The organism is Rothia sp. HMSC061C12 (assembly GCF_001815755.1).
Classification (GTDB): domain Bacteria; phylum Actinomycetota; class Actinomycetes; order Actinomycetales; family Micrococcaceae; genus Rothia; species Rothia mucilaginosa.
Genome location: NZ_KV821863.1, coordinates 43687 through 58719, shown reverse-complemented (window position 1 = coordinate 58719; position 15033 = coordinate 43687). Strand labels below are relative to the sequence as shown.

Sequence of the window (15033 nt, the reverse complement as noted above, 5' to 3'; positions counted from 1 at the left end):
GATGCGGCGGGGTTTTATTGCACGGAAATCTTTGCGCCCAAGAGCCCATTCCTTAGGAGCTGAGCTTTAGGAGCTGAGCTTTAGGAAGCAGGGGTCTCCTGGCGGAAACGCAGACGCCACAGGCCGCGCTCAGCATCGTAATGCCAAATGCTCGAACGGCTCACGCGACCACGCGCGGTCGCAACCGCCGCCATAACCAGCACGCTGGAAGAATCCAGCACCTGCATACCCTGCTTGAGTGGGGCACCCTGCTGGGTGAAGGCGCGTTCGCGGTACTGCAGCACCGAGGAGCGGGACACCGACTTACCGGTGGCGGTCACCCACACCAGACGCTCGTGCAGCATGGACTCCAGCTGCGGTGCCTCCATGACGGAGCCGCGGCTTTCGAGTAGCTGTTCTGCGGCGGCGGCTTCCTCGGGGTTCAGAGCGGGTGCCGCGGGTGCCGCAGGGGCAGAAGCGGGTGCGTCCTTCACGGGTGCCTCAACCTGAGCGGGCTCTACGGTCTGTGCGGGCGCCGCGGCGGGCTCTACCGCCTGCTCTTCTGCGTGCGCTTCCGTCTCGCCCAGCAGTTCCGCCGGGTCAACATCGTTCGGGTCCAGACCTGCGAACTCTTCCAGACCGGTCAGGTCATCCTCTTCTTCCGCCTGCGCGGCACTCGATGCCTGCTGAGCGGTCTCCTCCTGCTGGCGTGCCAGTGCCTTTGCGTCACGCTCAGCGGCACGCTCTGCCGCGAGCGCCAGCTGTTCCTTGCGGGTGCGGACCGCCTCCGGGTCGGGGGCGTTCACCGCGGAGGCGGGGCGCAACAGACCGGACAGGCGCAGGCTCTCCACGCCGCGCTGGGCGTTCTCGATCTCGGCTGCGGTGAATTCCTGCATGGGCAGGTGGGCGTCCGCGGAAGACTCGGAGGGCGCCGAATCAGAGAGCGCAACGTCAGAGAGGGCAGGTTCTGCAACCGGAGCGTTCACAATCGGCACTTCAACAGCCGGAGCCTCCACAGGCTCAGCCGCAGTAGTGGGTTCAGCAGCCGCACCGAAGCCGGGGCCGTGCGCGGGTTCACGGCCCTCCTGGTAGGCGCGCGCGGCACCGTTCGCCAGGGAATCCGCCTTCTCATTGAGCGCGTGACCCGCGTGGCCCTTCACCCAAATAAACTCGTAGTCGCGGCCGGTCAGCGCCTGATCCAGCGCCTCCAGAAGGTCGCGGTTGAGCACGGGCTTGCCGTCGGATTTCTTCCAGCCCTTCTTCTTCCAGCCGGGCATCCACTTGGTCAGCGAGTTAATGACGTACTGGCTATCGCAGTACACGCGCAGCTTCGCCTCCGGGCGGGATGCGGTCGCCTCGAACAGGTCCAGGACAGCCTTGAGCTCACCCATATTGTTGGTGCCGTGCGCCCAGCCGCCGCTCGCCCAGTGGTCGTCGTCGATATACCATGCCCAGCCCGCCGGTCCGGGGTTGCCCAGCGCCGAGCCGTCTGCGGCGGCAATGATCTCTTGCGTGCTGTTCACGGTACCTTCTTTCTGCGCCGCCGCTCTATTGTGCGGGCGGCAGTCCGTAATGATGTCTGTGATGACTTTACCGCACCGGCGGCGAGGGTGCGTAGCGCGCGGTCACGGCTGTGGACAACCTATAGGAGCCCACCATAGCCGGGCGGGTACACTAAACCTATGAGCTATTCTGCCCCCGAAACACCCAGCGCACAGCGCCCAGAGCGCCCTACCGCCCGTCCGAGCGAGCGCGTGCAGATTTTCGCTCTTCCCACCCGCACGATGTACGGTTCCCTGCGTTTTAGCTGGTTGAGCTACCTGGGGCTTGCTGAGCAGCAGCATGCGGCGCAGTTGCCGACCTCCACGGCGGCGGTCAGCTACCTGAGCACTCAGGCGCTCATGCGTGCCATGGCGGCGGCACGTTTGGATGTTCCCTCGAGTGCTGCTTCTGAGATTGAGGTGGATCGTTCCTGCACCCTGTGCACCAGCGGTAAGAAGCACGGTAAGCCGCGGATTGCGGGCGTAAATTTCAACATGTCGCAGGTGAACCCGCTGGTCGTGGGCGCTTTTAGCCGTAACCCCTCGGCGGTGCTCGGTGTGGATGTTGAGACTCTGGATGCGCGCCTGTTCTCGGGTTTTGCGCGCCTGGCACTCTCCGATGAAGAACGTACGTTCTATGAGCGGGTGGCTCAGGAACGCCCCGCACCCGTACTGCACCTACTCTCGGTGGCACTGTGGACAGCTAAGGAGGCGGTACTCAAGGCGACCGGTCACGGTCTGAGCGTGGTACCTTCCCTGGTCCGGGTGCAGCTCACCGATGACCAGTTGGATGCGCTCGAGTCTGCCATGAACGAGGAGGTTCCGGGCGACCTTCTGGACGGCAGCACCCCCGAGCCGACCGCCCTGCGCGTACTGACTCAGGACAGTTTGACCACCCGCGCGACCTTTAGCGCACCCGCGACTCAGGGCGGCGGTGAGGCTATCGAGCGTAGCTTTAGCCTGCAGTGGGTGCCCGTGGCGCTACCCGATACTGAGAACCCCGAGCACGCGCAGAAGATGCTCATCGCCCTGGCTGTGGAGAACCCTGCCCAGAGCGAGCCAGCCCAGGGTGAGCCCGCGCAGGTTGAGGCTCAGCTTCTGCCGGTGGCTACTCCCCTGGAACTCAAGCGCCTACTCACCGATTAGCCACGCTCAATCCTCTAACAGCTCATACAACGGCTGAACGCACCCGCCATGCCAGCGAGCGCGTTCCGTCGTTGTATTCAGTCGTTTTCGTTCTGCAGTTTCGTTCTGCCTCGTCAAGGCGTTCGTGGCAGAACCTAAGGGGTATCTTCGCCCAGGGTATCCACGCCCAGGGCGCGGCCAAAGCTACCGAGCTTCGTGCCGGTCTCCGTGTGCTCCAGCTCCGGGTCAGACTCAGCCACGATACCCGCGCCCGCGTACAGCACCGCCTCCTCCGGGCTGACCTGGGCGCAGCGCAGCACCAGCGCCCACTCGCCGTTACCCTCGGCGTCCATGTAGCCGACCAGACCGCCAAAGTAACGGCGCTCGAAAGACTCCAGCTGGCGAATCAGCTCCAGCGCCTTCTCAGTGGGGGCACCGCAAATCGCGGGGGTCGGGTGGATCGCGCGGGCACCGTCCAGGCAGGTCAGCCCCTCCTTCAGCACGCCGTCGATGGGGGTCGCCAGGTGCCAAAGCTGCGGGGTCTGCAGCAGCGAGGGCACCTGCGGTACGTTCAGCTCCTCGGCAATGGGTGCCAGGCGCTCGGCAATGTCGTTGATGACGTAGGCGTGCTCGTGGCGGTCCTTCGGCGAGGCGAACAGGCGGTCACGAATCGCCTCGTCCTCGGCGCTACCGGGCTCGGCAATGCGCGGGGCGCTACCGGCAAGCGGGTGGGTCTTGAAGGCGCGGCCCTCGGTGCGGAACACCAGCTCCGGGGAGGCACCCATCAGGTAGCTTCCGCTCATGCCGCGCTCACCGTCGGGCAGACGCACCGCAAAGTTGAACGCGGAACGCTGCTGGGCGCGCAGGTTGTTGTACAGCGCCTCCAGGTTGAGAGCGCCGGGTGCGTAGCGGGCGGTGAGCACACGCGAAAGCACGATCTTGCTCAGCTCACCCGCCTTCATGCGCTCCACGGCGGTCGCAACGGCGGCACGGAACCGGTCGTTCTGCCGGCCGGTGACCGATACCGGCTCGGCAAGCGCCACGGTCTGCTCGGGGACCGGCACCTGCTGCTCCTCCAGGCGTTCAGGCACGAAGAGGTAGGCGGGCATATCGGGGTCAAAAGGAATCAGACCCACGACGGCGCTACCGGCACGTTTCGCCTCGTCCAGGGCATTATCGAAGGTTACAGGGGTCATCGCACCGGATGCGCGCAGGACGCGGGTGCCGGTGGCAAAGATAAAGTCGGGAAGGTTCGTCATCGTACTTCTATCAGTGGTGTGTGGGTTCGCGCCGGGCATCTAAACGCCGGACGCGGGGTGCCGTTAGAGGGTCGCGCCGCCGTCAGCGACAATCTCCTGCATGGTGATGTGGCGTGCTGCCTCAGAGATGAGGAAGGCGTTGACCGCCGCAATATCCGCCGGGTCGGCAATACGGCGCAGCGGAATGCCCAGACGGAACGTTTGCGGGTTACCGGCAACCGGCAGGGCGGAGCGGTCCTCGCCCTCCCAGGCGTCAGTCACCATAGGGGTTCGGGTGGTGCCGGGGCAGACCGAGTTCACGCGAATACCGTGCGCGGCAAGCTGCAGACCGAAGCTGGAACTCACGCGCGCCGCCGATGCCTTCGATGCACCGTAGGCACCAAACTCCGCGCGGGGCACACGGGCCGCGTTGGAGGCGACCGTCACCAGGGAGCGGCTGTTGGTCGGGTCGCTCTCCTGCTGGTCAATCATGATGCGCGCGAATTCGCGCAGGCACAGGAACACGCCGTCGGAGTTGACCGCGTGCAGGCGCTTCCAGGTGGCGAAGCTGGTTTCCAGTAGCGGCTGGCTGTGGGCGATGCCCGCGGCGAGTACCGCGCCGGTGATGGGTTCGTCGAGTGCCGCTACAGCGTTGGCGAGGGCGGTGACGGACTCTTCGCTCGTAACGTCTACGGCGCGGTAGCGGAAGATAGCGTCTCCGTAGGTACCGAAGGAGGCAATGGGCTGCTCCGCAAGGTCAGCCGCAAACACCGAATAACCGTTCTTAATGAGCTGGTGGACGGTTGCCTCACCAATACCGCCGTTCGCGCCGGTCACAATGACCCAGCTCATGCGCGCGCCTCCTCAGCAGTCTCAGCCTTCTCAGCAGTCTCAGCCTTCTCAGCACCTTCTGCAGCATGCAGGTCGGCAAGTACATCGGCGGTGTTCAGCACGCGGGCGCAACGACCCGAAGCGTACTCGCACGCTATGCGGTGCTCCTCCTCCGAAAAGTCGGCGAGCGCATCGGCAACCATGAACGGCTGAATGTCGCGCATGAACGCCTCCAGGGCGGTGGTCAGGCAGCCAATATGCGCGTACACGCCGCCGATAATGAGCTGGTCGCGACCGGACTCCTTGAGCAGGTCCTCGAAGGGGCTGCGCACGAACGCGGAGTAGCGCCACTTGGTCAGCACGGTGTCGCGGTCGGTGGGTGCAAGTGCGTCGAGCACGCGGGCAGACTCGTCATTCTGCAGACCGTCGCCCCAGAAGTCGATGAGCAGGCGGCGGTCTTCGGGGTTCTGGCGCGGCGGCTGCGCGGTGTAGTAGACCGGGATTCCGGCGGCGTGGGCGGCATCAATGAGGCGGCGCAGGTTCCGAATGGCGATGTTAATCTGGGCGTCCGGATTGTCGTTGCTCTCACCCAGGTTGGCCCCTTCGAAAGCCTGGACGAAGTGTACCTGCATGTCGTGCACGAGCAGTACAGCGCGGGAGGGGTCCACGGGCCAGCTCACGCGGTTGCTGTGTTCACGGTCGACGTAGGTGTAGGGCTTGATTTTGGGCAGTGCCATGATTCTCCCGGTTCGTGCCTTTGGTTTTCGGTTGTATGCGCGGCGCAGGCGGTGCGCTGTGGTGGGTGTAGCAGCGAGTGGGTGCCTCCTCCGAGCCCTCTCGCGCTGACCACCCAATCGGTGAGCTTGCGCTTATCTCATAACCATCTTAGGGCATGCTTAGCTACTAGGTATATATGAGCCTTAACAAAAATGCTTCCCCACCCGTACCTCCGTTGACAGCACAACGGGCGGAACGGGCAGGGAAGCACTCAGACAAGCAGAAACGCTATACGAACCGCGAATCCAGACGCGATTCTAGTTCAACTAGTTCACGGGCGCCGCGACAGCAAGAACCTCATTCAGACCCTCAGTGATCGAGGGGTGAGTGTAAATCTCATCGCGCAGCTGCGAAGCAGTAATGCCGTGGCGCATCGCCAGAGCCACCAGGTTAATAACCTCCATGGACTCGATTACCAGCAGCTGGGCACCCAGAATCTGGTCGGTCTGCGCGTCAATCACGAACTTCATGATGCCGCGCGGGTTCTCCATAGTCTTAGCGCGCGGCATCGCAGCAACTGCGGCGACCGGCTTCGAAGCAACCTTCACCTTGTGGCCAGCCTCAATCGCCTCACGCTCAGTCAGACCAACCGAAGACAGCGGCGGGTTCATGTAAATGGTCGAAGCCACTGCCTTGCGGTCCTTAGTGGAGCGGGAACCGTCACCAACCAGCTGAGAAAGCACCACGCGGTAGTCATCCAGCGAAATGTAGGTGAACTGCGGGCCGCCGTTCACGTCACCGAGCGCAAAAATGTTCGGCACGGTGCTGCGCAGGTGCTCATCCACAACAATTGCGCCGCGGTCGTTGGTTTCGATGCTGGTATTCTCCAGACCCAGACCCTCGGTGGCGGGCTTGCGGCCGGTCGCAACCATCACGTAGTCCACCTCCAGCTCCCGGGTAGCGCCCTCGGAGTCGAGGTAGGTCACGGTCACCGAGTCAGCGCCGTCCTTGAAGGACTGCACGCGCACGCCGGTATGAGCGGCAATATCCTGATCTGCGATAATCTCGCGGGCAACCTGGGCAACGTCCTCGTCGTAGCGGCCGAAGAGGGCGGGTGCACCATCCAGAATGGTCACCTCGGTACCGTAGGAGGAGAAAATACCGGCAAACTCAACACCGATGGGGCCGCCACCGATAATGCCCAGACGCTTGGGGCGCGGGGTGAGCTTCTGCAGCTCGGTGGAGGTGAGCACACGCTCAGATTCGCGGATACCCTCAATCGGCGGGATAACCGACACGGCACCGGTATTGACAATGAAGTAGTCGGCGGTAACGCGCAGGGTGTCCTCGCCCGCGGTGACCTCAACCTCGGTGTCGGAGATGAAACGTGCGTGACCGTCAATGAGCTTAGCGGTCTCGTTGGACAGCAGGATCTCGCGGTTCTTGGCGCGCATCATGCCGGTCAGCTTGTCACGGAAAACCACGGCGGATTCGTAGGCGGCGTTTGCCTCTTCTAGGGTGCGCTCGCCGCTGGCGCGGAACTCGTCGGCGCGGTGAACCAGCGCCTTGGTGGGCACGCAACCGATGTTGATGCAGGTGCCGCCGTACATGCCGGTGGACTGTTCGATGAGGGCAACGTTCTTGCCGGTCTTGGCGTATGCGCCGGCGAGGGTCTTGCCGCCCTTGCCGAAGCCGATGACGACCATGTCAAAGTGCAGCTGAGCGGGGGTGGTCATAATACTCTCCTGTGAAATTTAGATGATGATCTCTTCACAGGATTCAACGGGAAGAAATGAGCATTATTCCCGCGCGCCACATTTTTTCATGGCCCCAGCCGCCCCTCAGCCCGTGCGGGCGTAGACTGAAACTACCCGGCTCCCTGCGAGGAGCCAGCATCTTCAGGAGGATTCCATGAAAACCCACGACATTCTGCGTGACGCCGCCAGCCGCCCCGGCATCGAAGCCGCCGTAGCCGTCAAGGGGCTATCAGCTGAGGCGCTCAACGCCCACCCGGGCGGGCACCCGAACTCTATTGCGTGGCTACTCTGGCACGCCGGACGGCAGATGGACATGCAGCTTTCCGCCCTGAACGGTCAGCCGCAGGTCTGGGAGGCTCAGGGCTTCAGGGAACGTTTCAACCTGGGCGAGCTTGGCGACACCATAGGTTACGGCCACACCCCCGAGCAGGCACGCTCCATCGTGGTTGCAGATTCTGCCCTGCTGGTGGAGTACCTTGTGGCAACCGGCGAGGCGCTCGCGGCCTACGCGCAGACGCTGAGCGAGGCTGATTTGAGCGAGGTTATTGACCGTTCGTGGACTCCGGCGGTGACTCGCGGTGTGCGCCTGGTCAGCCTGATTGACGACGCAGCCCAGCACGTAGGCCAGGCGGCGTACGCGGCGGGTATTCTCGCGGCACAGGATTTCGCGGCGCAGGGATAGAATTTCACGCCCGCTAGAGGGGAACGAAAAAGCGGTGGCGCCTCGGACACAACCAGCCCGAGACGCCACCGCCCGGTTGCGGGCAACCCCGATAACACCGCGAGCAGATAATATTTCGGCGAGAAGATAACGGACTGTTATCTGCTCGCGCATCTTGTGTCTTGTTTCGCCTCGGTTACAGCGTTCTTACCCGTGATAGAATCCACAGTATTATGAGACGCACCACAGACCCTTCGCCTGAGCACCCTGAATCACCTGCGTCGCGCATTCCAACAAACACACCAGACGCGACCGCAAAACCCACATCAGCAACGCCGCTGAACGCACGCGGGCAGCTCACGCTCCTGACCGCGCAGGTTTCTGATGCTCTTGCGTCCAGTATCCAAGCTATCGCCATGCCCCTGCTGACCTACGGCGCCACCGGCGACCTCGCCCACTCCGCTATCGTCATGGTCGTCGAGGCAGTCCCCGTCATCCTCTTCGCACCATTCGCAGGCGCTATCGCCGACAAATTCAACCGCAAAACCCTCACCGTCAGCTTCAGGCTCGCCAGCGCCGCCCTACTCATCGCATCCCCAGCCCTCTACGCCGCCGCAGGACTACCCGCCTTCCTCACCATCGCATTCCTCGTCTCAACCTTCGGCACCTTCTCATCCCCCGCAGCCTCCGCCGCCATGCCCTCCCTGCTCGGCGACGACTACCAAAAATACATGGCACGCCGCGGCAGCCTCATCTTCCTCGCCCAAACCCTCGGCCCCACCATCGCAGCCGCCGTCGCATCCTTCACCACCCCAGCCCTCGCCGTCGGATTCGCAGGCACCCTCAACCTGCTCGCTGCCCTCACCGTCGCCACCATACGCAACTACGACCTCACCCACGCCGAACGCACCGCCACCGTGCAGGAACACCACACCGGCAGACTCCTGCGCGAAGGCGCCGCCTACACCGCACACAACCCCATCGTGCGCGGTATGCTCACCTTCTGGTTCCTCTCCATCGCCGCCGTACCCATCACCACCCTGCCCATGCTCGAATACCTCACCCGCGGCCTCGGGCACGACTACACCGCCTTCGGAATCGCAACTTCCGTCTACGCCGCCGGATGCGTGATCAGCTCCTGGCTTTCAGCCAAACTCGGCGTCGGTACAGGCGCCGGGCGGGTGCGTATGACCAAACGCGGGTGGATGTGCATCTCCGGACTCGGCTACGGCGCCGTTTGTCTGAGTATGGGACTACACCCGGCGCTGTGGGCGGTACTCGTGCTCTGGTTCATCTGGGGCATGTTCTACGGACCCGAAGAAGTGCTCGGGCAAGTCCTCTTCGCAGACGCTATCGACGAACACATGCGCGGGCGCGTCTACAGCTTCATGGGTGTGGTTTTCTCCCTAGCGGGTATGGTCGGGTACCTCATCACCGGATGGGCGGTACCAGCGTTCGGCGCGATCAACACCATTGTTACCGGAGGGGCACTCTTCATCATCGCCACCGTATTCACGTTCATTCTCGGCCCGACTGCGCGAGCGATACGGGCGCAGGAATCGCGGAATGAGGCAAAGAGCCGTGCGGGTGCATGACTGTGCTCTGTATATCGCCTCGGGGCATCATCGCCTCACCTCCGCCACGTTGCGGGCAACCCTGATAACACCGCGAGCAGGTGATTTTTGGCCGAGCATGCAGGAAAAATACTACCTGCTCGGCCAAAAATCACCTGCTCGCGCCCTAGTGTTATGTATCTGCTCGCGGACTTGGGATAGGAATGAGCGCTTGACCCGAGAAACCTACCCGCGCTTCAGCAACGTCATAACCTCATAGTGGTCCGTATGCGGGAACATGTCCAGCACACGGCCCTGCACCGGCGCATACGAGGGCATACGCTCCAGATCCTTCGCCAAAGTCACCGCGTTACAGCTCGAATACACCACACGGTCAATACCCGAACCCTCAATCCACGCACACAAGCTCTCACCAATACCGCGGCGCGGCGGATTCACCACCAGCATCTGCGGCACCGCGCCCGAAGACACCGCGAACTCCGGCGCATCCTGAGCCGAAAAGTCCACGCCCTCCAGACCGTACTCAGCGACCGTGCGCTGTGCCGAAGCAACCGCCTCCGCACTAATCTCAATGCCCGTCACCGAGCCGCCATCCATCACCGAAGCGGCATGCAGGGCAAAACCGCCCACACCGCAGTACAGATCCCACAGCGAGCGCGGAGCCACCTCACGCACCCACTCACGGCCCTGCGCATACATCGCCTCAGCGACCTTCGTGTTCGTCTGGAAGAAGCTCTGCGGACGCAAATGCAGGGTCAGGTCATTCACCTGCATCGGCAGGGTCTGACGCTCCGAGAGAATAATCTCCTCATCACCCTCAACGCGCGCCACCGGCTCACGCAGCAGGTTCACCGACAGCACTGCCAGGTTCGGCAGCCGCTCCTGTAGCCAGCCCATCTGGCGGCGAATCGGCACCAGAAGCTTCTTCGAACGCAGCACGAAACGCACCATCAGCTCACCCGCCGCCGAAGCAGTCACCAGAATATTCTTCAGCTCACCGCGACGGTTCGGAATGTCATAAGGGGTCAAGCCCGCGCGCTGAATCAGCTCACGCAGCACCGGTATAGCCGCCTGAATCGGCTCCATATAGAGCGGGCATTCGCCAAGATCAGTGGAGGCACCCGTGCGGTAATCCACGATGCCGAGGGTCGGGTTCTTCGCCGAACCGCCCACCACGAGCTTCGCCTTGTTGCGGAAGCCCGCCTCCGCACTGGTCACCGGGTCCAGCCACTGTAGCTGCGGGTAGTTAGCGAGCAGGGCGCGGGCATGCTCCTGCTTCGCCTGCACCTGCGCGGTGTAGGCGGTCTCAATGCTGGGGCAGGAGGAGCAGAGGTCATCACGAAAATAGGCGCATTCCATAAGGAGCCATTCTACCGCCTCCACCGCCGGGACAGGACGCACGGGCACACAAAAGCGGGGGCGGCCACCCTTCATGGGTAGCCGCCCCCGCCTCATACGGATGCGGTGTGATTATGCCGGGTTAGTTTCCAGCGGCATCTCACCACCGAAGGTCACTTCGTGCCCTTCGGATTCCATAACTTTTTGCCCCATCAGGGACAAAAAGTTATTACATCATTCCGCCCATTGCGTCCGCACCGGGAGCAGCCGCGCCAGCGGGCTCCGGCTTGTTCGCAACAACAGCCTCAGTGGTCAGGAACAGACCAGCAATAGACGCAGCGTTCTGCAGAGCCGAACGGGTCACCTTCACCGGGTCAGCAATACCAGCAGCCATCAGGTCCTCGTACTCGCCGGTCGCAGCGTTCAGGCCGGTACCAGCAGGCAGGGAACGAACGCGGTCAACCACAACGCCCGGCTCCAGGCCAGCGTTAGCAGCAATCTGCTTCAGCGGTGCGTCAATAGCCACGCGCACAATGTTCGCGCCGGTAGCCTCGTCACCGGTCAGCTCCAGCTTGTCGAAGACCTTCACGCCAGCCTGAATCAGAGCAACGCCACCACCGGGGACGATACCCTCCTCAACAGCAGCCTTAGCGTTACGCACAGCATCCTCAATGCGGTGCTTACGTTCCTTCAGCTCAACCTCAGTTGCGGCACCAGCCTTCAGCACAGCAACGCCACCGGCGAGCTTAGCCAGGCGCTCCTGCAGCTTCTCACGGTCGTAGTCAGAGTCGGAGTTAGCGATCTCTGCGCGAATCTGAGCAACGCGACCCTCGATAGCCGCTGCGTCGCCTGCACCCTCAATGATGGTGGTCTCGTCCTTGGTCACAACGACCTTGCGAGCGGAACCGAGCATATCCAGGGTTGCTGCGTCCAGGGACAGGCCAACCTCTTCGGTAATGACCTGGCCACCGGTCAAGATAGCGATATCAGCCATCTGAGCCTTACGGCGGTCACCGAAGCCCGGAGCCTTCACAGCAACAGACTTGATGGAGCCGCGCATCTTGTTCAGCACCAGCAGAGCCAGAGCCTCACCCTCAACGTCCTCAGCAACAATCAGCAGCGGCTTGCCGGACTGCATGACCTTCTCCAGAACGGGGACGAGGTCCTTAACGTTCGAAATCTTCTGGTTCACAACCAGGATGTAGGGGTCCTCCAGGACTGCTTCCTGACGCTCCGGGTCGGTCACAAAGTAACCGGACAGGAAGCCCTTGTCGAAGCGCATACCCTCAGTCAGTTCGAGGTGCAGACCGAAAGTGTTGGAGTCCTCAACGGTGATGACGCCTTCCTTGCCGACCTTCTCCATTGCCTCAGCAATGAGCTTGCCGATCTCAGCGTCGCCAGCGGAAATAGACGCGGTTGCAGCAATCTCTTCCTCAGTCTCAACTTCCTTCGCGGAGGAGAGCAGAGCCTCGGTCACAGCCTCAACAGCCTTCTCAATGCCGCGCTTGAGGCTCAGCGGGTCAGCGCCAGCAGCCACGTTGCGCAGGCCCTCGCGGACCAGTGCCTGAGCCAGAACGGTAGCGGTGGTGGTACCGTCACCTGCGATGTCGTCAGTCTTCTTAGCAACTTCCTTGACGAGCTCCGCACCAATCTTCTCGTACGGATCCTCCAGCTCGATTTCCTTCGCGATCGAGACACCGTCGTTGGTGATGGTGGGGGCGCCCCACGCCTTCTCCAGCACAACGTTGCGGCCGCGGGGGCCGAGGGTCACCTTCACTGCATCGGCGAGGGTGTTCAAACCGCGCTCAAGGCCGCGGCGTGCCTCTTCGTCAAAAGCAATGAGCTTTGCCATAAGTGTCCTCCTGGACGATCGGATTTTTTCCTTCACCCTTGCGGGTGCGGTACATCTAAAATCGGGTGGCTGCCCCTCCACAACACCCCCGTTACGGAGGCGCGGGCAGAGCAGGGCATAAAGTACCCGAACGCTACATCAATTGTGGCACCCGCACCGGCATGGAGCAAACGTTTAAGCCCAAGGTTGAAGGGTTAATCGCCCAGTGCTTAATCTGCGCTCATCAACCCCGTCAAAAGGGGCGTTACCGGTGTGCCCGCCGGGAGTGCGGGAGGGGTGTTAAAAGCATCAACCCCGCCCTGTGCATCGGTGGGATCGCACGGGTGGGGTTGATGAAAGTTTGTAATTACAAAGCGGCGGATGCCGGGGCCTAGCCGGTGTAATCGGAAGCCAGCACCACAATCACCTCGTGGTTGCCCATCTGCACATCGGAAGTTGCCTGACGCACCTGCGAAATGTCCAGCTTCGAGGCGATGCTCTGCGCCTGCGACTGGTAGCCCTCAGCGTAGTAGACCACGCTGGTTGCCGGTGCCGCACCCGTGTAGTTTGCCGTCTCGTTGATGGTGTAGCCGGTCAGCAGAGCCGCCGCACGAGATGCACTACCCGCCGGAGCCGCCGCATTGTAGACCGCCACAGAGATGGACTCAGCCAGACCGGTCTTCGTAGCACTTGCCGAGGCGGAAGCCTTAGCCGGCGCAGAGGACGCAGAGGCGCTTGCGGGGGCGGAGCTACTCTTCGCGGTGGACGCCGAATACTGCGGGGAGGCGGTGCGCGGCGCGTACACGTACATTGCGCCGCCGATGAGCAGACCAACTACGCCTGCAGCTACCAGGGGGATAGCGCCCTTGGGGCTCTTTGCCGGGTCAGCGTTGACCGCGCGGTAGGTTCCGCGGCGGGCGGTGTTTTCGTCTACCTCGTCAAATTCGTCGCGGGGGTAGCTCATTTATCCTCATTTCACGGGTCTCTGTTTACCGGCTGGTACCGTACCGCCCTACCGGGCGCGCGGGCGCGGCTGCGGAAGGTGCGGTCTTGGTGTTCTAGTACCTAGAGTACCGTCTCAACTAGCGAGAACCAACGTGAACGCCCCGCAACCGGCTGTGAAAGAGACGGACACCGCACAGTGTTCAATCTCTGGTTGAACTTGAGGTGCGCAGGGCTAAAAGCAGGAGTTGGAAAGCTCGCACGGCTCTCCCAGTTTGAGCCCCTAGTCAGTGTCTCGGCGGGCGCGCAGAACGTCAATCATCTGCGGCGCTGCGGCGCGTACCCGCTCATCGTCCAGCATCACGTTCAGGCGCTGGTAGTAGGCAATGGGCGTGAATCCGGCGGCGATAATCGCCTTCTCTTTGGAGCCCTGGTGCTTGAAGCGGCGGCGCTCCACCTCAAGGATGCGGCGCTCCACCGGGGTCAGGCCACCGGGTTGGCTCCCTACTTCCGGCTGGTTCTGTGCTTCCGGCTGGTTCTGTGCTTCCGGCTGGGTCTGCTGTTCCGGCTGGGTCTGCGCGGTTTCAGCTCGTTCCCGTTCTGACACGTTCCCTCCTGTCTGCAGCTCGCCTGCCGCGGCTGGCGTCTCCTAGCGCGTGTATCCGTCATCCCCTAGTCTAGAAGAGAAACTCAGTCTAGAGGAGAAACGTTCATCCCGCGCCCGGTTCCGTCACCGTCCGGGTCGCATCAGCATCAGGAGATTCCCGAGGAGATTCATGAACCAGCCCCTCAGCAGCATTATGAGCGAGGATTGGGCGGCAGCACTCGCCCCCGTCGAAGAGCAGATTCACGCCATGGGCGCTTTCCTGCGTGAAGAGCACGCGGCGGGGTACCGTACTTTCCCGCCTGCCGCCGATATTTTCAATGCGTTCCGCCGCCCGATGAGCCAGGTGAAGGTCCTCATTATTGGCCAGGACCCCTACCCTACTCCGGGCAATGCGATGGGTCTGTCGTTCTCGGTGCACCGCGGTATGCCGTTGCCTCGTTCACTGAACAATATTTACAAGGAGCTGCAGGACGATTTGGGTATCGCCCCGGCTGATCACGGCGACCTGTCCTGCTGGGCTGATGAGGGCGTCATGCTGCTCAACAGGGTTTTGACGGTGCGCGAGTCTGATGCGGGTTCGCACCGCGGCAAGGGTTGGGAGGAGATCACCGAGTGCGCTATCCGTGCACTGGTGGCGCGTAACCAGCCGCTGGTTGGCCTGCTGTGGGGTGCGGATGCGCGCAAGTGCGCACCCATGCTGCAGCCCTACCCGAGCGTGGAGTCGGCGCATCCTTCGCCGCTATCTGCTCGTCGTGGTTTCTTTGGGTCGCGCCCGTTTTCGACGGTGAATTCTTTGCTGGTACAGCAGGGCGCGGAGCCGGTGGATTGGACGGTTCGCTAGGACGGTCCGCTAGGCGCAACATAAGAGCCAGTATGAGAGCTGGCGCAATAG

Annotated in this window: 13 protein-coding genes; 4 read left to right on the top strand and 9 right to left on the bottom strand. The window is 62.6% G+C overall.

The features are described from left to right. Positions 1-80 precede the first annotated feature (80 nt). Entirely contained in the window at positions 81-1502 is a 1422-nt protein-coding gene (locus HMPREF3055_RS09540) for an RNase H family protein (protein WP_005504525.1), read from the bottom strand. Positions 1503-1661: 159 nt separating this feature from the next. Between HMPREF3055_RS09540 and HMPREF3055_RS04405 the strand changes: the two genes are divergently transcribed. Next, on the top strand, positions 1662-2666 hold the full coding sequence (locus HMPREF3055_RS04405; RefSeq protein ID WP_070642298.1) for a 4'-phosphopantetheinyl transferase family protein: 1005 nt from the start codon (positions 1662-1664) through the stop codon (positions 2664-2666). Positions 2667-2800: 134 nt separating this feature from the next. Here the strand turns inward: HMPREF3055_RS04405 and HMPREF3055_RS04400 are convergent, their stop codons facing one another. The 4 genes from HMPREF3055_RS04400 to HMPREF3055_RS04385 all read right to left on the bottom strand — a co-directional run bounded on the left by HMPREF3055_RS04400 (position 2801) and on the right by HMPREF3055_RS04385 (position 7167). After that, entirely contained in the window at positions 2801-3904 is a 1104-nt protein-coding gene (locus HMPREF3055_RS04400) for an isochorismate synthase (RefSeq protein ID WP_070738231.1), read from the bottom strand. 63 nt (positions 3905-3967) lie between these two features. Continuing rightward, on the bottom strand, positions 3968-4735 hold the full coding sequence (locus HMPREF3055_RS04395) for an SDR family oxidoreductase (RefSeq protein WP_070738228.1): 768 nt from the start codon (positions 4733-4735) through the stop codon (positions 3968-3970). Further along, on the bottom strand, positions 4732-5451 hold the full coding sequence (locus HMPREF3055_RS04390; RefSeq protein ID WP_070738225.1) for an isochorismatase family protein: 720 nt from the start codon (positions 5449-5451) through the stop codon (positions 4732-4734). Before HMPREF3055_RS04390 ends, HMPREF3055_RS04395 begins: the two co-directional genes overlap by 4 nt. A gap of 306 nt (positions 5452-5757) precedes the next feature. Continuing rightward, positions 5758-7167 carry an FAD-dependent oxidoreductase gene (locus tag HMPREF3055_RS04385; RefSeq protein WP_070738222.1) on the bottom strand — a complete coding sequence of 470 codons (1410 nt, stop codon included), beginning with the start codon at positions 7165-7167 and terminating at the stop codon, positions 5758-5760. 175 nt (positions 7168-7342) lie between these two features. Here HMPREF3055_RS04385 and HMPREF3055_RS04380 point away from each other — a divergent pair, with 175 nt between their 5' ends. Next, the gene (locus HMPREF3055_RS04380; RefSeq protein ID WP_049353950.1) at positions 7343-7870 is read left to right on the top strand and encodes a mycothiol transferase; all 528 of its coding nucleotides are present in this window, start codon (positions 7343-7345) and stop codon (positions 7868-7870) included. 212 nt (positions 7871-8082) lie between these two features. Further along, positions 8083-9444 (top strand): MFS transporter, encoded by a 1362-nt coding sequence (locus HMPREF3055_RS04375; RefSeq protein ID WP_246824527.1) that lies wholly within the window; start codon positions 8083-8085, stop codon positions 9442-9444. 204 nt (positions 9445-9648) lie between these two features. Here HMPREF3055_RS04375 and rlmC read toward each other — a convergent pair whose 3' ends face one another. From rlmC to HMPREF3055_RS04355, 4 genes are all read right to left on the bottom strand, one after another. Continuing rightward, a complete protein-coding gene (gene rlmC / locus HMPREF3055_RS04370) occupies positions 9649-10782 on the bottom strand; it encodes a 23S rRNA (uracil(747)-C(5))-methyltransferase RlmC (protein ID WP_070738219.1) in 1134 nt (377 codons plus the stop codon). Between the two features lie 208 nt (positions 10783-10990). After that, positions 10991-12613, bottom strand: a complete 1623-nt coding sequence (gene groL / locus HMPREF3055_RS04365) for a chaperonin GroEL (RefSeq protein WP_049346117.1) — start codon at positions 12611-12613, stop codon at positions 10991-10993. Positions 12614-12983: 370 nt separating this feature from the next. Next, complete coding sequence (locus HMPREF3055_RS04360; RefSeq protein ID WP_049353953.1) at positions 12984-13556, bottom strand: LytR C-terminal domain-containing protein; 573 nt, start codon at positions 13554-13556, stop codon at positions 12984-12986. A gap of 261 nt (positions 13557-13817) precedes the next feature. Further along, on the bottom strand, positions 13818-14141 hold the full coding sequence (locus tag HMPREF3055_RS04355) for a DUF3263 domain-containing protein (RefSeq protein ID WP_070738216.1): 324 nt from the start codon (positions 14139-14141) through the stop codon (positions 13818-13820). Between the two features lie 169 nt (positions 14142-14310). Between HMPREF3055_RS04355 and HMPREF3055_RS04350 the strand changes: the two genes are divergently transcribed. Next, positions 14311-14982 carry a uracil-DNA glycosylase gene (locus HMPREF3055_RS04350; protein ID WP_070642327.1) on the top strand — a complete coding sequence of 224 codons (672 nt, stop codon included), beginning with the start codon at positions 14311-14313 and terminating at the stop codon, positions 14980-14982. The last annotated feature ends 51 nt before the right edge of the window (positions 14983-15033 follow it).

What these genes read in the sequence shown, in the direction of transcription:
- HMPREF3055_RS04405 (WP_070642298.1), top strand. Translation starts at nt 1,662, where the DNA reads ATGAGCTATTCTGCCCCCGAAACACCCAGCGCACAGCGCCCAGAGCGC.
- HMPREF3055_RS04400 (WP_070738231.1), bottom strand. Translation starts at nt 3,904, where the DNA reads ATGACGAACCTTCCCGACTTTATCTTTGCCACCGGCACCCGCGTCCTG.
- HMPREF3055_RS04395 (WP_070738228.1), bottom strand. Translation starts at nt 4,735, where the DNA reads ATGAGCTGGGTCATTGTGACCGGCGCGAACGGCGGTATTGGTGAGGCA.
- HMPREF3055_RS04390 (WP_070738225.1), bottom strand. Translation starts at nt 5,451, where the DNA reads ATGGCACTGCCCAAAATCAAGCCCTACACCTACGTCGACCGTGAACAC.
- HMPREF3055_RS04385 (WP_070738222.1), bottom strand. Translation starts at nt 7,167, where the DNA reads ATGACCACCCCCGCTCAGCTGCACTTTGACATGGTCGTCATCGGCTTC.
- HMPREF3055_RS04380 (WP_049353950.1), top strand. Translation starts at nt 7,343, where the DNA reads ATGAAAACCCACGACATTCTGCGTGACGCCGCCAGCCGCCCCGGCATC.
- HMPREF3055_RS04375 (WP_246824527.1), top strand. Translation starts at nt 8,083, where the DNA reads ATGAGACGCACCACAGACCCTTCGCCTGAGCACCCTGAATCACCTGCG.
- rlmC (WP_070738219.1), bottom strand. Translation starts at nt 10,782, where the DNA reads ATGGAATGCGCCTATTTTCGTGATGACCTCTGCTCCTCCTGCCCCAGC.
- groL (WP_049346117.1), bottom strand. Translation starts at nt 12,613, where the DNA reads ATGGCAAAGCTCATTGCTTTTGACGAAGAGGCACGCCGCGGCCTTGAG.
- HMPREF3055_RS04360 (WP_049353953.1), bottom strand. Translation starts at nt 13,556, where the DNA reads ATGAGCTACCCCCGCGACGAATTTGACGAGGTAGACGAAAACACCGCC.
- HMPREF3055_RS04350 (WP_070642327.1), top strand. Translation starts at nt 14,311, where the DNA reads ATGAACCAGCCCCTCAGCAGCATTATGAGCGAGGATTGGGCGGCAGCA.